The 16809-nt window shown below is 70.1% G+C and carries 15 protein-coding genes and 1 pseudogene; 5 read left to right on the top strand and 11 right to left on the bottom strand.

Annotated elements, in window-relative coordinates; all coding sequences use genetic code 11:
• Positions 1–17 precede the first annotated feature (17 nt).
• The gene (locus PV419_RS48100) at positions 18–1157 is read right to left on the bottom strand and encodes an acyl-CoA dehydrogenase family protein (protein WP_319700110.1); all 1140 of its coding nucleotides are present in this window, start codon (positions 1155–1157) and stop codon (positions 18–20) included.
• A gap of 94 nt (positions 1158–1251) precedes the next feature.
• On the opposite strand from PV419_RS48100, the gene PV419_RS48105 reads away from it, so the two are divergent.
• Complete coding sequence (locus PV419_RS48105; protein ID WP_319700043.1) at positions 1252–1854, top strand: TetR/AcrR family transcriptional regulator; 603 nt, start codon at positions 1252–1254, stop codon at positions 1852–1854.
• Positions 1855–1857: 3 nt separating this feature from the next.
• Here PV419_RS48105 and PV419_RS48110 read toward each other — a convergent pair whose 3' ends face one another.
• Positions 1858–3549 carry an AMP-binding protein gene (locus PV419_RS48110; protein WP_319700045.1) on the bottom strand — a complete coding sequence of 564 codons (1692 nt, stop codon included), beginning with the start codon at positions 3547–3549 and terminating at the stop codon, positions 1858–1860.
• Between the two features lie 123 nt (positions 3550–3672).
• Here PV419_RS48110 and PV419_RS48115 point away from each other — a divergent pair, with 123 nt between their 5' ends.
• The 4 genes from PV419_RS48115 (at position 3673) to PV419_RS48130 (ending at position 6746) form a co-directional block, all read left to right on the top strand.
• Positions 3673–4527 (top strand): LuxR C-terminal-related transcriptional regulator, encoded by an 855-nt coding sequence (locus tag PV419_RS48115; RefSeq protein ID WP_319700047.1) that lies wholly within the window; start codon positions 3673–3675, stop codon positions 4525–4527.
• A 283-nt stretch (positions 4528–4810) separates the two neighbouring features.
• On the top strand, positions 4811–5581 hold the full coding sequence (locus tag PV419_RS48120) for a DsbA family protein (protein WP_319700049.1): 771 nt from the start codon (positions 4811–4813) through the stop codon (positions 5579–5581).
• Between the two features lie 37 nt (positions 5582–5618).
• Complete coding sequence (locus PV419_RS48125) at positions 5619–6221, top strand: MBL fold metallo-hydrolase (RefSeq protein ID WP_319700051.1); 603 nt, start codon at positions 5619–5621, stop codon at positions 6219–6221.
• A 69-nt stretch (positions 6222–6290) separates the two neighbouring features.
• Positions 6291–6746, top strand: a complete 456-nt coding sequence (locus tag PV419_RS48130) for a hypothetical protein (protein ID WP_319700053.1) — start codon at positions 6291–6293, stop codon at positions 6744–6746.
• Between the two features lie 491 nt (positions 6747–7237).
• Here PV419_RS48130 and PV419_RS48135 read toward each other — a convergent pair whose 3' ends face one another.
• The 9 genes and pseudogenes from PV419_RS48135 to PV419_RS48175 form a co-directional block, all read right to left on the bottom strand.
• Positions 7238–7372, bottom strand: coding sequence for a hypothetical protein (locus PV419_RS48135; protein WP_319700055.1), 135 nt, complete (start codon positions 7370–7372; stop codon positions 7238–7240).
• 59 nt (positions 7373–7431) lie between these two features.
• Positions 7432–8583, bottom strand: a complete 1152-nt coding sequence (locus tag PV419_RS48140) for an LLM class flavin-dependent oxidoreductase (RefSeq protein WP_319700057.1) — start codon at positions 8581–8583, stop codon at positions 7432–7434.
• A 58-nt stretch (positions 8584–8641) separates the two neighbouring features.
• Positions 8642–9834 (bottom strand): annotated as a pseudogene (locus tag PV419_RS48145) (SfnB family sulfur acquisition oxidoreductase).
• Positions 9835–9983: 149 nt separating this feature from the next.
• A complete protein-coding gene (locus PV419_RS48150) occupies positions 9984–11414 on the bottom strand; it encodes an NtaA/DmoA family FMN-dependent monooxygenase (RefSeq protein WP_319700059.1) in 1431 nt (476 codons plus the stop codon).
• Positions 11411–11539, bottom strand: a complete 129-nt coding sequence (locus tag PV419_RS48155; RefSeq protein ID WP_319700061.1) for a hypothetical protein — start codon at positions 11537–11539, stop codon at positions 11411–11413. Before PV419_RS48155 ends, PV419_RS48150 begins: the two co-directional genes overlap by 4 nt.
• A 285-nt stretch (positions 11540–11824) precedes the next feature.
• Positions 11825–13153 (bottom strand): acyl-CoA dehydrogenase family protein, encoded by a 1329-nt coding sequence (locus PV419_RS48160; protein ID WP_319700063.1) that lies wholly within the window; start codon positions 13151–13153, stop codon positions 11825–11827.
• Positions 13150–14934 (bottom strand): ABC transporter ATP-binding protein, encoded by a 1785-nt coding sequence (locus PV419_RS48165; RefSeq protein WP_319700064.1) that lies wholly within the window; start codon positions 14932–14934, stop codon positions 13150–13152. The genes PV419_RS48160 and PV419_RS48165 overlap by 4 nt, the downstream gene beginning before the upstream one ends.
• A complete protein-coding gene (locus PV419_RS48170) occupies positions 14931–15800 on the bottom strand; it encodes an ABC transporter permease (protein WP_319700065.1) in 870 nt (289 codons plus the stop codon). Before PV419_RS48170 ends, PV419_RS48165 begins: the two co-directional genes overlap by 4 nt.
• A complete protein-coding gene (locus PV419_RS48175) occupies positions 15797–16801 on the bottom strand; it encodes an ABC transporter permease (RefSeq protein ID WP_319700067.1) in 1005 nt (334 codons plus the stop codon). Before PV419_RS48175 ends, PV419_RS48170 begins: the two co-directional genes overlap by 4 nt.
• Positions 16802–16809 lie beyond the last annotated feature (8 nt).

Raw genomic sequence — 16809 nt, forward strand, 5'->3', positions numbered from 1 at the left:
GACAGGCTGATGGCGCGTCAGCGGGCGAGGTGGCGGCTGATGACCAAGCGCTGGATCTGGTTGGTTCCCTCAAAGATCTGCATGACCTTCGCCTCACGCATGTAGCGCTCGACGGGAAAGTCCCGTGTGTAGCCGTAGCCACCCAGTACCTGGACCGCGTCGGTGGTGACCTTCATCGCGGCGTCCGTGGCCACCAGCTTGGCGACGCTGGCCTGGCGGCTGAAGGGGCGGCCCAGGTCGCGACGGCGGGCGGCGTCCAGATAGGTGGCACGAGCGGAGTCCACCGCCGCGGCCATGTCGGCGAGGAGAAAACCGAGCCCCTGGTGGTCGACGATCCTGCGGCCGAAGGCAGTGCGCTCGTTGGCGTACGCGACCGCCGTGTCCAGGGCGGCTTGAGCGAGCCCGGTGGCACAGGCGGCGATGCCCAGGCGGCCGCTGTCCAGGGCGCTGAACGCGATCTCCAGGCCCTGGCCCTCAGCGCCGATCAGCCGGTCGGCGTCGATGACCGCACCGTCCCACATGGCCGCGGTGGTCGGGATCGCGTGCAGGCCCATCTTGCGTTCGGGCCGGCCGAAGTCGAGTCCCGCGGCCGTACCGGGGGCGAGGAAGCAGGAGATGCCGTGGTTGCCCGGCGCGGTACGGGCGAAGAGGGCATAGAAGTCCGCCTTGCCGCCGTGGGTGATCCACGCCTTGGTTCCGGTGACGCGGTAGCCGTCCTCGACGCGTTCAGCCTTGCAGGCGAGTGCCGCCGCATCCGAGCCGGCCTGCGGTTCCGACAGGCTGTAGCCGCCGATGAGTTCCCCGGCCAGCATCCGGGGCAGCCAGTGCTCCCGCTGCTGCGGGGTGCCGAAGGCGTACAGCGGGTGGCAGGCCAGGGTGTGCACGCTGGTGGCGACGGCAACCGCGGCCCACTGGCTCGCCAACTCCTCCAGGACCTGCAGATACACCTCGTACGGCTGCCCGCCGCCACCGTGCTCCTCCGGGTACGGCAAGCCGAGCAGCCCGGCCTGACCGAGCACCGCGAACAGTCCATCCGGATAGTGCTCGCCTGCTTCATGCTCCTCGACCCGTTTGCCGAGTTCCTTCTCAGCGAGTTCGCGGGTCAGGGCGAGCAGGTCCTCCGCCTCCTGAGTAGGAAGCATGCGGTCCACGGTCACGGTCATCACGCCTCCGATGGTACTCCAGCCGGTACGTCAGTACCGGTTAGCATAGCTCTGATGGGTGAGATGTCAGGCCTGGGATACTGTCCGGATGATCAACGCCCCCGCTTCCACCGGTCCGAAGCTCACCGGCCGGGGCGCCGCCCGGCGCTCCGAGCTGTTCGCGTCGCTGGTGGCGCTGATCACCAAGGAAGGCTTCGCCCGCTTCACCCTCGACGAGCTGGCAGCGCGGCTGCACTGCTCCAAACGCACCCTGTACGGGCTGGCGGAAAGCAAGGAACAACTGGTCCGGGCAGCGGTGGTGCACTTCTTCCGGGCAGCCACCGAACGGGTCGAGACGGCTCTGGCCGCGGAGCGGGATCCAGCGGCCCGGCTGCCCGCCTATCTGCACGCCGTGGCGGCGGAACTCGGTCCACTGTCGCCGCGGTTCTTTGATGACGTGGCGGAGTTCGGCCCCGCCGCGGAGGTCTACGAGCACAACACCAGGGCCGCTGCCCGCCGGGTGGAGCACCTGATCGACGAAGGTGTCGCGGCAGGCGTGTTCCGCGAGGTCCACGTCGCGTTCGCCGCCGATGTCATCACCTCGGTGATGGTGCGCATCCAGCAGCGCCGGATCACCGCGGCCACCGGCCTCGGCGACGCCGAGGCCTACGCCGAGCTGGCCGAACTCCTGCTGCGCGGGCTGGCCCGCTAGCGGCTACCGAGCCGACACCTCACGAATCCGCCGTTCGCGCAGCAGGAAGCGCTGGATCTTACCGCTGGGCGTTTTGGGCAGCCGGTCGACGAAGTGGACGGCCCGAGGGTAGGCGTGTGCGGCGAACCGGCGCTTGACCAGTTGCCGCAACTCCTCGGCGAGCGCCGGGCCGGCACTCGCCGCCGCCTCGGGCCGCAGCACGACGAAGGCCTCCAGCACCTCACCGCGCAGCTCGTCGGGAACGCCGACCACAGCCACCTCGGCGACGGATCGGTGCTGTGCGAGGACGCTCTCGACATCGAAGGGACCGATCCGGTAGCCGGCCATGATGATCACGTCGTCGTCGCGCGCGGAGAAGTAGAAGAACCCGTCGTCGTCCTGGGTCCCGGCGTCGCCCGTCAGATACCAGTCGCCGTCCGCGGTGAAGCGTTCCGCGGTCTTGTCCGGTGCGTCGGCGTATCCGGTGAACCACATCAGCGGACTCCCGGCCACCCGGATGGCGACCCGTCCCATGGCGCCGGCGGCTGCGGGCCCGTCGCCGTCGTCCCGGAGCACAGTGGCGGACCAGCCCGGCAACGGCTTGCCCATGGACCCATCCCGCAGCGGCGCGCGCACACCGTCGGCCCAGGCGTTGGTGATCATCATCCCGTGCTCGGTCTGCCCGTAGTGATCGCGCACCGGCACGCCCAGGAACTGCTGCGACCACGAGACGACATCGGGAGTAAGCGGCTCTCCCGCCGACGATGCCCGGCGCAGCCGCACCCCGTCGGGCACCTGTTCGGACCGAGTGCGCAACGTGCGGTAGACGGTGGGCGCGGCGGCGAAGTTGGTGACTTCGAAGCGTTCCATCACCTGCCAGGTGAGGGGTGCTGAGAAGCCGGAGTGCAGCAGGATGCTGCGGATTCCCGCGGCCAGTGGTCCGAGCACGGCGTAGTACAGGCCGTAGGCCCAGCCGGGGTCGGCGGCGTTCCAGAAGACGTCGTCGGGCCGGACGTCGAGCCCGAACTCGAGATAGGCGTGGAACGAGGCGAGGGCACGGATCGGGACAGGGACGGCCTTGGGGGTGCCGGTCGTGCCCGAGGTGAAGAGCTTGACCAGAAGGCCGTCCGGGCCGAGCGCGACGGCCTCGCTCTGTGGCTCGTCACCGGAATGGCGCGACAGCAGCTCGTCGAAGGAGAGCTCAGCCCCCTCCTGTGTGCCGCCGACGACCACGGTCTGCCAAGGACGGTCCGCGGGCAGGTCCGGACCGGGCATGAGCTTGGCCCGCTGGTCCTCGTCGACCACGACGACCTTGACCCGCGCCGCGGTCAGCCGCAGAGCGATGGCGGGCGGGGCGAAGGCGGTGAAGAGCGGAACGTGGACCGCCCCCCGCCTCCAGATCCCCAGGAGGGCCACGACCAGTTCGGCAGACTTGCCCATCAGGGTGGCGACCGCGTCGCCCGGCCCCACGCCCAGCCCCGCCAGCGCCGCCGCGAACCGGGCCGACTCCCGACGCAGCTCACCGTAGGAGAGATCCCGTGCCGACAGGTCGGCCTCGACAACGGTGAAGGCCACCCCGTCCTCAGGATGGCGATCGCACAGCAGATCAGCTGCGCAGGCGTCGGCCGAGGCATAGACAGCGATCAGGTCGTCGACCCGACTCCCGGCGGTTCGAAGTGATGCGTCCTTCGCAACAGGGTCGTCACTGGCTGTCACGGTATTCCCCTTCATGACCGCTCTTCGGCGGAGATCAGGTGGGCGGAGCTTCGTGGTGGTGCCCCTAGGCCATATCCTCTGTGCCACTCGGACGGCCGACTACCCCCGGAAAGGGGCAGGGCGATGCCTTCTCACCAGGACATGTACCTGCGTCCCGATGACGGGGACGCCTACCGGCAGGCCCTCCGACTGGCCAGGGCCCGCACCGCCGTCCCCGTGGTCTTCGCCGGGGACGCGAGCAGCGGCTCGCTGAACCTGTCGCACTTCATGGGCACGCGGACCATGGGACTGCGCGGCCTCACCGTGCGTGCCGAAGCGGGCCTCGGCGGACTCGTTCTGGCACGCGGCCGCCCAGCGGGCGTGTCCGACTACGGAACCACGCGGTGGATCACTCACGACTACGATGCCGAAGTGCTCGCCGAGGGCATCTCCTCTGTCATCGCCGTTCCCGTGGTGGTCTCCGGAGCAGTCCGCGGTGTGCTCTACGGCGCTACCCGCGAGGCCGGCGCCCTCGGGGACCGAACGACGGAGGCGTTCCTGGACGCGGCCAGGCGACTCTCTCAGGAACTCGCGGTGCGCGACGAGGTCGATCGCAGACTGCAACTCCGCGACGCCCTCGGGACCGGTGCGGGCGCCACGGGCGAGTTCCCAGTGGAGGAGGTGAGGGAACTGCACGCCGAACTGCGTGTCCTCGCTCAGGCCGCCCGGAACAAGGAGCTGCGCGATCGTCTGCTCAAAATGGCACAACGGCTTGCCGCCCTCGGCGACCGCCAACCGCCGACCGTACGGTTGTCGCCAAGGGAACTCGACGTACTGGCCCAGGTCGCGCTCGGATGCAGCAATGCCGAAGCCGGTGAGCGTCTTTCACTGCAGCCCGAGACCGTCAAGGCCTACCTGCGCAGCGCGATGGCCAAGCTCGGCACGCACACTCGCTTCGAAGCCGTCGTGGCCGCACGCCGCGCGCGCCTGCTGCCGTAGCAAGCCTTCCGGATCTTCACCGGCACAATCGGCGTCTGCACAGTCCGTGCCGGCTGAGGTCGCTGTCGTGGCCCGGTGTCGCCACCACGACTTTCGCCGGTGAGCATGGCGGAACTCCCGCTCCGTTCCGCGCTTTGCGTGAGGTCCGGCGAGCGGGTTCGCCGTCTCGCTGCTCCGGGCACCCGCGAAGTCGCGCGCTGGCAACCACTCGAAGTCAGACCAGGACCCTGCCACCTGGGCGCTGTCGGCGGCCGGCCACCGCTGCCCGTACATCACCGACTGGGTGGCCGTGAAGACACGCTGGCAGCTTGCGATCGACCCCGCCGAGCAGACCGCGCCGGGCACGTATGACTTCGCCTGCGCCAGAGCCTTGGCTTTCGTCGGAAGCCCGTGGGGACGCAGGGTCACCACCGCGGAGACTCACGAGAGTGTCGGTTTTTCGGACGCCTACTGCGGCTGGTGCTACGGCTTCGGCCCGGCCCTGCACGAGTTCGCCGCCGCCAACGCGGACCGGATCGAGGTGAGGGTGCTGTCCGGCGGCCTGTTCACCGGCTCGCGCGCGTTGCCGGTGTCCGCCTACCCGCACATCCCGGGCGCCAACGAGCGCATCGCCCAGTTGACCGGTGTCACGTTCGGCGACGGCTACGGTGCCGCGCTGGCGGACGGCACCGCGGTCATGGACTCCGCCGACGCCGCCACCGGCCTGGTCGCCCTGCGCAGCCAGCCGGGCGTGAACGCCCTGGATGCCGCAGCCGCGATGCAGCGTGCCTGGTACGTCGACGGCCGTAGCCTCTCCGACGCCGAGGTCTACCGGGACATCGCCGCCGAGCTGGGCCTGGACGCCGACGCGGTGGCGGCCGCGTACGTCTCGCCCGCCGCCCGGGCCGAGGCGGAGGCCGACTTCCTCAAGGTGCGCCGTCTGGGCGTCGACGGCTACCCGACGCTGCTGCTGCACACCGCACACGGCACCGACCGCCTGGGCGGCCCGGTCTCCTCGGCCGACGCGCTCACCCGCGCCCTGGACCAGCACCTGGCCGCCGCCACGGCCGCCTGAACACACCCCTCACCACACCCTGAAAGGCAGTACCCCCATGTCGACCACCCTGACGTACACCGTCCACACCGCCGGCGACACCGGCCTGCACAAGTCGTCCGTCCTGATCACCGGTGAGCGGGAGGCCCTGCTGATCGACGGCCAGTTCACACTGGCCGAGCAGCACCGGGTGCTGGCGGACGTCATCGACAGCGGCAAGGAGCTGACCACCGTTGTGGTCACCACCTCCGACCCCGACTACTACTTCGGCCTGGAAGTGATCCGCCAGGCGTTCCCGGACGTCCGGATCGTCGCCACCGCCACTACCGTGGAGCGGATCAAGGCCAGCCGGGAAGGCAAGCTCAAGACCTGGGCGCACCTGGGCAAGAACCTGCCCACCGAGGTGATCATTCCCGACGTGCTGGACGGGGACCGCGTCAGCATCGAGGGCCACGACTTCGAGCTCCGCGGCGGCCACCCGGACCTGGTCTGGCGCACCGAGTACCTGTGGCAGCCCGAGGACCGCGCGGTCGTGGGAGGGGTACTGCTCTTCGCCGGCCTTCACCTGTGGACCGCCGACACCTCTACGCCGCGAAAGGCTGGGCCAAGCGCCACGGGCTGGGCGGTTCACCCTTCGAGCGGCAGCGCCGGACGACGGTGACCCGCGAGTGCCGGCCTCTGCAGCACACGCAGGGCACGCACGAGAGCGTCTACGTGCTCCCCGACGAGCATGTCCAGGCTGCTTCCCGGGGTGTTTCCGAAGCTGGAGCCCTGGAGGCTCTGGACCAGGCCCAGGCGATCGTCTTCGGCGGGCAGTTGGCCGACGAGCCGGACCCTGGTCACGACGAGACGGTCGTGGCGGACTGCGCTGACGAAACGACCAGTCCCTGGCCCGCGCCCGAGGGGGGCTGCGGGGGCGGACTTCCTGCTCTTCCTGGCCTGCGAGAACGCCTACGTCCACCCCGTCCGTCATTCCCGCCTCGCGCGCCTGCGCAAGCAGCTACAGGGTCTGCGGTCCGTCCTGGACGACCGCATCTGGGAGAGCCGCTGGCGCGACCATCTGCTGCGGCTGGACGACCTGCGGGAAAAGATCGGCGACACCGCCTGGGACGCGGCCCTGGCCCGTGTCGACGACACCGACCGCGCACTGGTCCGACTGCTGCTGAAGGGGGGCCTGGCGCGATGACCGACGCTCTGGCTTCTGCGGACGATCCATACATATTGTCCATGCCCACCTCGGACAGCCCCGTGGTCCTGTCTCGGTGGGTCAGCCCCGGGAACCGGCGCCTTAACTCCCGTTACGGGGAACCGATCTGGCTGCTGGCCCCGCTCATCGACAACCCCGGCACCAGCCTGTTCAAGATCCATTGGCTGCCCTGTCCGGAGGCCTTGCGCGAGCAGGTGAAGCTGCCGGCCTGGACGATGATCAACGGAGAGCTCCGGCCCACTTCTCTGCGGGGGCCCCGCGGCCCGATGAGCTTGGTGATACGCGGTCACCGCACCCGCCGGGAACCCCGCGGGGTCAACAAGCACTCACCTTCAGCCATGGCAGGGGACCGTAACCACCTCGCTTCCCGACTGTCCCAAGAACAAGGAGAGAGGCACCCGTGGTTCAGTCAACACGCCCACGGCCGGTACGTCCGGCGCTCGCCCGCTTCCACGCCAGTTTTGCCGCGTTCACTCCCGTCTCGTCGAGCGCGCGCTGCCCCGGTAGCCCATCGTCACGAGCTTCTCGTGGACCACATCGGCGCGGATCGTCGTCTTCGACTGCTCGACCCGTTCCTCGACCTTCTCCCCGAACGCATCGATCATCTTCGGCTGCGGCTCTCGCTCACAGGGAGCAGCCCGCCGGTCCCCCTGCCTCGCTCAGCTCATGACCGGTGCCGGTCGGCGCCGAACGGTACCGACGCGCGTGTGACGACCGGGGCCGGGTGGTGCCACAGGCCCCGGCGTGTGAGTTCGGGCAGTACGCCCTCGCCGAACCAGTAGGCCTCTTCGAGGTGGGGATAGCCCGAGAGCACGAACTGGCTGATTCCGACCGAGCGGTACTCCTCGATCAGGTCGGCGATCTCGGTGAACGAGCCCACGAGGGCGGTCCCGGCGCCGCCTCGCACCAGCCCGATGCCGGCCCAGAGGTTGGGGTGGATCTCCAGGTTGTCCTTCGAGCCGCCGTTGAGGTCGAGCATGCGGCGCTGTCCCTCGCCGGCCGAGCGTCGCAGTCCTGCCTGGATGCGGTCGATGTCGGCCTGGTCGATCTGGTCGAGCAGTCGGCCCGCCTCGGCCCACGCGGCCTCCGAGGTGTCCCTGGCTATGGTGTGCAGTCGGATGCCGTACCGGAGCGTCCGGCCGTGCTTGGAAGCCGCGGCGCGAACCCGGTCGAGCTTCTCGGCTACGGCGGCCGGCGGCTCGCCCCAGGTGAGGTAGACGTTGGCGTGCCTGGCGGCCACCTCGATGCCCTCGGGCGAGGAGCCGCCGAAGTAGATCTCGGGCTGTGTGTCGGGAAGGTTGTTGAGGCGCGAGCCCTGCACCGACAGGTAGCGGCCCTGGAAGTCGACCGTCTCGCCGGCCCACAGCGCCTTCGTGATGGTCAGCAACTCATCACATCGCGCGTAGCGTTCGGCCTTGGTGAGGAAGTCGCCGTACATCCGCTGCTCGTGGTCCTCGCCGCCGGTCACGATGTTGAGCAGCAGGCGACCGCCCGAGAGGTTGACGAAGGTGCTCGCCATCTGGGCCGCGAGGTAGGGGCCGACCGAGTCGGGGCGCAGCGCGACGAGGAACTTCAGCCGGTCCGAGAGGGCGCTGATCATCGCGGTGGCGACCCATGCGTCCTCGCACCAGGCGCCTGTGGGCGTCAGCGCGGCCTCGAAGCCGAGTTGCTCGGCCGATCGCGCGATCTGCCCCAGGTAGGGCACGGACGCGGGACGGCCGGCTGCCTCCGCGGCGAGTCCATGCCCCCCTCCGACGATGTTCCGGCCGTCGCCGCCGTTCGTGGGGAGGAACCAGTGGAACTTCAGATCATTCACGAGTGCATCTTTCGTTGTCGGGTCGGGTCGGGTCGACGCTCAGGGTGTGGGACGGCTGTCAGAGCTGGCCGTGCCGGGGCGGCAGTTGTCTCTCGACCGCCCAGCGACCGAGGTGCTGCAGCTTCCACGCCGCCGGGTCGTGCAAGGTGTGGGTGCGGGCGTTGCGCCAGTGACGGTCGAGCCCTTCGATGCTCAGCGCCGCCCGGGTTCCGGCGACTTCGAGAAGCCGCGAGCCCACCTCGACCGACACTCGTGTCGAGGAGGCGCGCGCGGCGGCGACGGCGAGGGTGGCCGTGACGGCCGACTCCTCCGAGAGGTCGCCGTCGGCCGTGTCCACGGCACGCCCCGCCTCGGCCATGAGTGCCTCCGTGCCGCGCACCGCCAGTTCCATCTCGCCGAAGGCGTGGACGATCACCGGGTCCTGCGCGGCGCGGTCGATGCCGTGGATCGCGACCGCGTCGGGGTAGGGACGCGACTTCGTCGTGACGAAGGTGGCGGCGTCGTCGAGTGCCGCCCGCGCGATGCGGTGTCGATGGCGGCGTGGATCAGCTGGGCGAAGGAGCCGTACGTCGTGGGGCCGGTGAAGACCTCGGTGTAGTCGGTGATCCACTCCTCGCCCACCCCGACGTCCGTGAAGGTGGCCGTCCCCGAGGCGGTGGTGCGCTGGCCGACGGCGTCCCAGTCGTCGACGACCGAGACCCCGTCGGCATCGCGGCGCACCGATGCGACGTGCATCGGCCCGTCGGGCCCCAGGTGGGCCAGCACGGGGATCCAGTCGGCGAAGAGTGCGCCGGTGCAGTAGAACTTCGTGCCGTTGAGCCGCCACCCGTCCCCGTGGGCGTCGCAGGTCAGGGTGGTGCGGAAGTCCCGCACGTGCTTGGTGCCCAGCTCGGACTGGGCGTTGCCGAACCACCGGCCCGCCAGGACCTCGCCGTACAGCCGCTCCTGCTGCGCCTGGCTGCCCTGCAGCCGCAGCTGGTTGAGGTAGACGAAGTGGCTGAGCGGGATCTGGCCGATGCTCGGGTCGGCCCGGCTGATCCGCCGCACCACCTCCGCCACGACCGACGCGGGGAGACCGGGACCGCCGGACGCGCGCGGAACGGTGATGGCCAGTAGGCCGCTGAGTGCCAGTCGGCGGAGCTGTTCGAACGGCAGGATCCGCTCGCGGTCGCGCGACGCGGCCCCCGTGGCGAACTCCTCGGCGAGCCGGGCGGCCGTGGCGAGCGCGCCCGTGGCATCGAGCAGCTCCACCCGCGCGGCCTCTCCGCTCGGCCGGCGCGCGCCGGCCGGTCTGCCCTGCGCCCTGCCCTCGGCTGCCACCGGAAGCCCGTTCCCCTGCGATGCAGGCAATGTCGGCGACGTCATGAGATGTGCACCCGCTTCCCGGATCAGTGACCAGATCAGTGACTGGACGCGAGCGCGGCCTTCTCCGCCTCGGCCCAGCTGCGCGGGCCGTTGGTGAAGGCTCCGCGGTAGCGGGCCGCCGGGTGACGCTCGGAGAGCCGGTCCCGGCCGAACAGCTTGCGGCGCAGGGTTCCCTCGTCGTACTCGCTCTGTGCAAGCCCGCGCTCGCGCAGCACCGGCAGGACCTTGTCGGCGAACTCCTGGAAAGACCCGGGGATCACCCAGTTGATGACGTTGATGCCGTCGACACCGGCGGCCTGCCACCGCTCGATGGTGTCGGCGATCTGCTCGGGCGTGCCCACGGCCACGGTGTCCTGGAGCCGCTGGATGGCCAGGTCGCCGATGGTCGGTTCGCGGTCGGTGATGTGCTTGCGCAGGTTCTCCAGGAAGCCCTTGGCCGTGTTGGTGTCGATCCGGCTCAGCGGGGTGTCGGCGGGGTAGACCCGGCCGGCCTTGTCGACGATCGCGGAGTGCGCGGAATAGCCGTCGGAACTGACGTACTGCTGGTACCAGTCGAACTTCTCACGGGCCTCTTCCCCGGTGTCGCCGATGACGAAGGAGAGCCCCTGGTGGAAGGTGATGTCGTGCGGGTCACGGCCGTACGACGCCGCGAGCGCGCGGGTCTCCTCGATCTGCTGACGGGCGATCTCCGGCGTCGGGGCGATGAGGAAGACCGCCTCGGCGTTGCGCGCGGCGAAGTCGCGACCCGGGCCCGACGATCCGGCCTGGAAGAGCAGCGGCGTCCGCTGCGGCGAGGGGGCCGGGAGGAACGGGCCCTCGACGCGGTAGCGCGGCGAGAAGTGGAAGATCTTGTGGATCTTGCTCGGGTCGGCGTGCCGGCTGCCTTCCTTGTCCTGGATCAGCGCGTCGTCGTCCCACGAGCCCTCCCACAGTTTGTAGGTCACGTCGACGAACTCGTCGGCCCAGCGGTAGCGCTCGGAGTGGTCCTCCAGCGCGTCGTGGCCGAAGTTGCGGTAGCCGTTGTCCTGGGTGCCGGTGACGATATTCCACGCGATGCGGCCCTTGGAGATGTGGTCCAGGGTGCTCAGCTGGCGGGCGAAGTTGGTGGGGTGCTGCTGGAAGACGTTGCTCGTGACGGCCAGGCCGATGTTCCTGGTGTGGCTGGCCAGAGCCCCGACGAGCACGGTCGGGTCGTTGCTGGGGATCTGCAGGCCCTCGTCGACGTAGACCGAGTAGTCGGCCTCGGCGTCGCCGTAGAGGCCCACGACGTCGGCGAAGAACATCGAGTCGAACTTCGCCTCTTCGAGGATCTTGGCGAGGTCGATCCAGGTCTCGACGTCGTTGAAGTTGTGCTGCTGGGCGTCCGGCCGGCGCCACTGGCCGTGGTGGATGTGGCTCGTCGTGTTCATCACGAAGGCGTTGAAGAAGAGGCGCTTGCGCTCGGCGGGGGTGGCGCTGGCGGTCATGAGGCACTCCCTTGTGGGGCGACACGTGCGGTGTCGTCGGTGTTGCGGGTGTCGTGGGTGTCGTGGATGCCGTGGGAGCCGTTGTTCATGACGACGGCACCGAGGATCAGGCGCTTGTCAGGCATGGGCGCGCTCCGAGCTCTCCGCGGTGAAGGCGACGCGGTGGCGCGCGGCCGGACGGTCCGTGGGAACCCTGGCCGTGTCGCCGGGGACGCGCTCGCGCGGGGTCCGGCCGGGACGTACGACGTCCGCGAGCGGCGCCCGTGCCGCGGCTCGGGCACGACGAGCCGGACGAACTCCGTTGGGGTGTCGGGTCGTTCGTCGCCGGGGCGGGACCGGACCCCTGAGGAGAACCGGTTGATCGTCGCGTCTCTCCAAGAGGAGGACACGGGGCTGCTGCTTCTTCTCGCTCATCGGCTGCTCGCCCGACTCGCCCGACTCGCCTGGTCAGCCTCGGTCACCTGGTTGACCTGGCCAGCCTCGGTCGCCCGGTTCGTCCGGTTTGCCTGCGTAGCCTGCCAAGTGCGGGAGATCCACTCGCTCGGCGAGGTGCCGTTGAGCGCCGCGTCGCCCACGATCGTCTGGCGGTAGATCAAGGGGTTGTGCGAGGCCAGCGTGCGGGCGTTGCGCCAGTACCGGTCGAGGCGGAAGCGCGAGGTCACCGCCGACGCGCCGCCGACCTCGAAGATCTCCGTCGTCAGGTCGAGGACGAGCTCGACGACCGCCGTCTGGGCCGTGAAGGCCGCGAGGTCCACGGCGTCGAAGAGCTCGGGGGTGGCCTCGTGCGCGAGCTGGGCCCGGTGCACCCGGTCGAGTTCGTCGACGGCGGCCAGTGTGGTCGCCTGGGCGGCGAAGGACTTCGACCGGACGCGTCCGACGACCTGCTGGATCTGCGGGTCGAGCCGAGGCTTGGGGTACTGCGGGTTGGTGAGGTTGCGCCCACGCTGGTTGACGAAGGCGATGATGTCGCGGACGGACGCCCGCGCGACACCCGACAGCGTGGCGAGGTGGATGAGCTGGAAGACCGCGTGCAGCGTCGTCCCGGGGAAGAACCCGTTGGGATACACCTCGACGTCCTCGGGCGGGGTCCGGACGTCGTCGAAGATCGTCGTGCCCGAGCCGGTGAGGCGCTGGCCGAAGCCGTCCCAGTCGTCGATCCTGCGCACACCTGGGGCGTTCGCCGGGACCAGGACGTTGGCACTGTGCTCGGCGCCGAGCGTCGCGGTCGTCTGAATCCAGTCGGCGAAGAGACTCCCGGTGGAGTAGAACTTCTTGCCGCTCAGCGACCAGCCGGCGTCGTCGCCGGAGCCGACCGCGTGGACGGTGGTGGCGCTCTCCCAGAAGGAGCTGTTGCCCTGCTCCGACTGGGCGTTGCCCACGACGGCGCCCTCCGAGATCCGCCGCAGCCAGCGCTCTTGAACCTCCGGGTCCTCGTGCACCAGCCGTGACTCGACGAAGCCGATGTGGCCCCGCCACAGCTGCGGCAGATTGGAGTCCGCCTCGGCCAGCGCGATGAGCAGGCGGAAGAACTGCGGCAGGGTCGCGCCCAGTCCCCCGAACTCCACGGGCACCCGGACCCGGCCGAAGCCCGCCGTCCGGAGCGCCTTCACCTCGTCGTACGGCAGCCGGTGGTCGGCCTCGCGGTCGATCGCGCCGAGGGCGATCTTCTCGAAGACTGGTCCGAACCGCTCGTCGAGCTCCGCGTCGGTGATCCCCCCGTTGAGGGTGTCGCCGCTCATGACTGCGAGATCCGGGGGAGGGCGGTGAGGAGCCGCTGGGTGTAGTCGTGCTGCGGGTGCTCGAAGACGTCGTCGGCGGTGCCCGCCTCGACGACCTTGCCGTCCTTCATCACGAGGATCCGGTCGCTCATGTGGTGGATCACACCGAGGTCGTGGGAGATGAAGAGGTAGGAGACGCCGAGTTCGTCCTGGAGGTCCGTGAGCAGGTCGAGGACCTGTGCCTGGATCGAGACGTCGAGGGCCGACACCGGCTCGTCGCAGACGATGATGCCGGGCTCGGGGGCCAACGCCCGTGCGATGGCGACGCGTTGGCGCTGGCCTCCCGACAGGCGCAGCGGGGCCGAGTCGAAGTGCTCCTCGCGGAGCCTGACCTGCTCCAGGAGCCTGACGGCCCTCTCGCGTGCCTCCGCGCGCGAGGAGGGAGGGTTGGGCCCGGTGGCCAGCGCGTCCGTGAGGACGCGTCCGACCGACCACCGGGGGTCGAAGGAGCTCAGCGGGTCCTGGTAGACCACGCCGATCCGGGGGCGCAGCGGGCGACGCTGTGTCTGGGCGAGGCTCGACCACGGCCGGCCGTGCAGCAGCACCTCGCCGGAGGTCGGGCTGATCAGGGACAGCGCGATCCGGGCGGTGGTGGTCTTGCCGGAGCCGGACTCGCCGACGATGCCGAGGGTCTCGCCCTGGAAGAGCTCGAAGGAGACGTCGTCGACGACGGTGCGGTCGATCTTGTCAGGGCCGGTGTAGACCTTGGTGAGGTGGCGGGCCTCGATGACCGGGCGGCCCCGGTCGATCGGCTTGCGGGTGCGGACGGAGGGCGAGCCGACGGCGTCCGGGGCGGGCTTCACCAACCGCTGGCCGCGGGTGTGTTCCGACGGCACCGCGTCGAGGAGCGCCTGGGTGTAGGGGTGTTGCGCGTTGTGCAGGATCTCGTGCGCGGGACCCTGCTCGACGATCCTGCCGTCCTTCATCACCGCGATGTCGTCGGCGAGGCGGGCCACGACGGAGAGGTCGTGGCTGATCAGGATGATCGCCTGGCCGCGCTCCTTGGCCTCGATGAGCAGGTCGAGGATCTGGGCCTGGATGGTGACGTCGAGGGCCGTCGTCGGTTCGTCGGCGATGAGCAGCGGCGGGTCCAGGGCGATCGCGCTGGCGATGAGCGTGCGCTGCCGCAGGCCACCGGACAGCTCGTAGGGCCGCTGGCGCACCTTCACCTCGGGCTCGGGCACGCCGACCGAGGCGAGGAGCTCGATCGCCTTGGCCTTGCGCGACGCCCTGGTGCCGACGCCGTGGAGCTTGAGCGGCTCCGCCACCTCGTCACCGACCTTGCGGAGCTGGTCGAGGGAGACGAGCGCGTCCTGGAGGACGAAGCCGATCTTCTTGCCCCGGATCCCGCGCCAGGAACGCTCGCTGCGGCGGGTGAAGTCGAGGTCGTCGAGCGCGATCCGGTCGGCGCTCACCCGCGAGTTGCCGCCGGTGAGACCGACGAGCGCACGGGCGGTGACGGACTTGCCGGAGCCGGACTCCCCCACGATCGCCAGGCAGCGGCCCGGGTGGGCGGAGAAGGAGATGCCGTGGACGACCTCACGGTCGCCGAACCGGACGTGGAGCCCCTCGACGGCGAGGAGCGGCGCCTCGGTGGCCGACCCGTCGGGACGGGCGGGCCGGTGGGCCACGGCGGCCTCACCGGTACCGGTGCCGGTTTCGGTTTCGGTTTCCGTGCCGGTGTCTGTTCCGGTGCCGGTGTCGTCGGCTGCGGTTTTGGTGGTGCGCAGCGGAACGGTCATCGGGCCGCTCCTTCCAGTCGCTGTTGGATCGCCCGGCCGAGGGTGGTGACCGAGATGGCGAAGAGCACGATCACGAGGCCGGGGAGGACCTCCAGCCACCACTGGGTGGTGATGTAGTTGCGCCCGGAGTCGAGGAGCGCGCCCCACTCGGGGTTCGGCGGCGGGACGCCCAGACCGAGGAAGGCCAGGGACGAGGCCCACACGATGGACTGGCCGACGCCGAGGGTGACGACCGCGACCAGCGGGCGCATGGCGTTGGGGAAGAGATGGTGGGTCAGGACCGTCCGTCTGCTGTGGCCCAGTGCGTGGGCCGACTCGATGTAGCCGGCCTGGCGCACGTTGAGCACCTGGCCGCGCACCATGCGGGCGTAGCCGGGCATGGAGCTGATCCCGACCGCGAAGATCGACGTCGTGGCCGACGGCCCGAAGACGGAGATCACGAGCAGCGCCGCCAGCAGGGACGGGAAGGCGAAGAAGACCTCCAGGACGCGGGTGATGATCGTGTCGACCACGCCGCCGGCGAGCGCCGAGACGAAGCCGAGCACGATGGCCAGGCCCATGGCGATCGCGGTGGCGCCGAGGCCGATCCCGAGGGAGAGCCTGGTGCCGTGGACGACTCGGCTGAAGACGTCGCGGCCGGCCTCGTCGGTGCCGAAGAGGTGGTGCCACGACGGCGCGGCGAGGGGGTTGGTCAGGTCGATGTGGGTCGGCGTCGTGGAGGCGAGCACGCCGGGCGCGATCGCGGCCAGCACGACGAGCGCGATGAACACGGCCGAGAGGGTGGCGCCGAGGCCGAGGTTCCAGCGGACGGCTCGCCGGGGCTCGACCACTTCGGCGCTGATCGGGTCGAGCGAGACGGTCGTCATGAGGCACGCAACCTTGGGTCGATGACGGTGTAGGCGAGATCGACGAGGAGGTTGGCGGCGATGTAGAGCGCGGCCACCACCACGACGACGCCGGCGACGGTCGGGACGTCGCGAGTGCTGACCGCGGTGTTGAGGACCATGCCGATGCCGGGCCGCCCGTAGATGTTCTCGACGATGACCGCGCCCGAGACGAGCGCGCCGAGCGCCCAGCCCGAGAGAGTGACCGCCGGCAGGACCGCGTGCCGCAGGGCGTGCTTGAGGCGTACGGCGGTGTCGCCCATGCCCCGGGTACGGGCGGTGGTGACGAACGGCTGGTCGAGGACCTTGTCGAGCTCGTCACGGATGACCTGCCCCAGGAAACCGCTGAGCGGGATCGCCAGGGTGAGCACCGGGAGGACGAGGCCCCAGAAGCCCGAGCCGCTGATGACGGGGAAGACCGGGATCTTCACCGCGAAGATCACCAGCAGGATGACGCCCACCCAGTAGTGCGGCAGGCTCGCGGTGAACGCCTCGAAGACCGAGCCGAGTCCTTCGAGGGCCCGGCTGCGCTTCACGGTGAGCAGCGAGACCGCGAGCGCGATCACCCAGGCCACGACGAGTGCCGAGACGGTCAGGACGAGGCTCGGCACGATCTGGGCGCCGATCACCTTAGTGACCGGCGTGTACTGCGTGTACGACGTGCCGAGGTCGCCTTGGAAGAAGCCGCCGATGTAGTGCAGCCACTGCGAGACCAGCGGGTGGTCGAGGCCGAACTCGTGCTTCACCGGCGCCAGTTCGGCTGAGGTGTAGTTCTGCTGCTTGCCGTTGCGCATGTTGAGGATGGCCGTCGCACGGTCGCCCGGGATCAGGATCTGGGCGATCCAGGCCACGGAGGCCGCCGCGAGGAGCACGCCGACCGCCGAGACGATCTTGACGGCGGCCCTGCGGGCGGCCGGCGCGGTTGCCCACGCGGGCCGCCTCGGCGTCACGAGCGACGCCGGGTCAGGGGTGATGGCAGTCATGACAGACC

This window comes from Streptomyces sp. ME19-01-6 (genome assembly GCF_033793745.1).
GTDB lineage: Bacteria > Actinomycetota > Actinomycetes > Streptomycetales > Streptomycetaceae > Streptomyces.